Raw genomic sequence first — 2,099 nt, 5'->3', positions numbered from 1 at the left:
CGTACATGCAGCCAAGCCTTCGTGGTTCAGGCGTACGGATGGGTAGGGGAGCGTCGTGCAGCGAGTGAAGTCGCGGTGGAAACCAGCGGTGGACGCTGCACGAGTGAGAATGCAGGCATGAGTAGCGAATCACACGTGGGAAACGTGTGCGCCGGATGACCAAGGGTTCCTGGGGCAGGCTAATCCGCCCAGGGTAAGTCGGGACCTAAGGCGAGGCCGACAGGCGTAGTCGATGGACAACGGGTTGATATTCCCGTACCCGCTACGACGCGCCAGCGCCGAACCTCGTGATGTTAAGGCCGTGAAGCCGCCGGGATCCTTCGGGTGAACGGTTTTGGTGGAGCCGCCGAACCAATCGGGTAGTAGGTGAGCGATGGGGTGACGCAGGAAGGTAGTCCAGCCCGGGCGGTGGTAGTCCCGGGGTAAGGGTGTAGGGCGAGAGATAGGCAAATCCGTCTCTCACATAGCCTGAGACCTGATGCCGACCCGATTGTGGGGAAGTGGATGATCCTATGCTGCCGAGAAAAGCCTCTAGCGAGTGTCGTGGCGGCCCGTACCCCAAACCGACTCAGGTGGTCAGGTAGAGAATACTAAGGCGTTCGGGTGAACTGTGGTTAAGGAACTCGGCAAAATGCCCCCGTAACTTCGGGAGAAGGGGGGCCATTGTTGGTGAGGAGACTTGCTCTCCGAGCTGGTGGTGGCCGCAGAGACCAGCGAGAAGCGACTGTTTACTAAAAACACAGGTCCGTGCGAAGTCGTAAGACGATGTATACGGACTGACGCCTGCCCGGTGCTGGAACGTTAAGGGGACCGGTTAGCTCTTCGGGGCGAAGCTGAGAACTTAAGCGCCAGTAAACGGCGGTGGTAACTATAACCATCCTAAGGTAGCGAAATTCCTTGTCGGGTAAGTTCCGACCTGCACGAATGGCGTAACGACTTCTCGACTGTCTCAACCACAGGCCCGGTGAAATTGCACTACGAGTAAAGATGCTCGTTTCGCGCAGCAGGACGGAAAGACCCCGGGACCTTTACTATAGTTTGATATTGGTGTTCGGTTCGGCTTGTGTAGGATAGGTGGGAGACTGTGAAGGGGACACGCCAGTGTCCGTGGAGTCGTCGTTGAAATACCACTCTGGTCGTGCTGGATGTCTAACCTGGGTCCGTGATCCGGATCAGGGACAGTGTCTGATGGGTAGTTTAACTGGGGCGGTTGCCTCCTAAAGGGTAACGGAGGCGCCCAAAGGTTCCCTCATCCTGGTTGGCAATCAGGTGTCGAGTGTAAGTGCACAAGGGAGCTTGACTGTGAGACCGACAGGTCGAGCAGGTGCGAAAGCAGGGACTAGTGATCCGGCGGTGGCTTGTGGAAGCGCCGTCGCTCAACGGATAAAAGGTACCCCGGGGATAACAGGCTGATCTTCCCCAAGAGTCCATATCGACGGGATGGTTTGGCACCTCGATGTCGGCTCGTCGCATCCTGGGGCTGGAGTAGGTCCCAAGGGTTGGGCTGTTCGCCCATTAAAGCGGTACGCGAGCTGGGTTTAGAACGTCGTGAGACAGTTCGGTCCCTATCCGCTGTGCGCGTAGGAGTCTTGAGAAGGGCTGTCCCTAGTACGAGAGGACCGGGACGGACGAACCTCTGGTGTGCCAGTTGTTCTGCCAAGGGCATGGCTGGTTGGCTACGTTCGGGAGGGATAACCGCTGAAAGCATCTAAGCGGGAAGCTTGCTTCGAGATGAGGACTCCCACCAACTTCGGTTGGGTAAGGCCCCCGAGAGACGATCGGGTTGATAGGCCGGGTGTGGAAGCCCTGTAAGGGGTGGAGCTGACCGGTACTAATAGGCCGAGGACTTGTCCTCAGTTGCTACGCGTCCACTGTGTGGTTCCCGAACCGCAATCGGTTTCGGGGAACCCGTTTGATAATTGAATCACCGCATGTGATTTCTGGTTCACCGAACGGCCCTTTTGCAGGGTTCGATGGTTTTCCGGTGGTCTTGGCGGAGAGGAAACGCCCGGTCTCATTCCGAACCCGGAAGCTAAGCTCTCCAGCGCCGATGGTACTGCACTCGAAGGGGTGTGGGAGAGTAGGACGCCGCCGGAATC

At 57.8% G+C, this 2,099-nt stretch carries 2 rRNA genes (1 of these 2 running past the window's edge); both read left to right on the top strand.

From position 1 onward, the window contains the following. Window positions 1-1,855, top strand: a 23S ribosomal RNA gene (locus ACWCPW_RS51470) (it extends 1,470 nt beyond the left edge of the window). 125 nt (window positions 1,856-1,980) lie between these two features. After that, window positions 1,981-2,097: ribosomal RNA gene (rrf, locus tag ACWCPW_RS51465) — 5S ribosomal RNA — on the top strand. The last annotated feature ends 2 nt before the right edge of the window (window positions 2,098-2,099 follow it).

Source organism: Embleya sp. NPDC001921 (genome assembly GCF_053594475.1).
The sequence above is the reverse complement of the archived record's forward strand: the minus strand, read 5'-3'. Positions and strand labels throughout refer to the sequence as shown.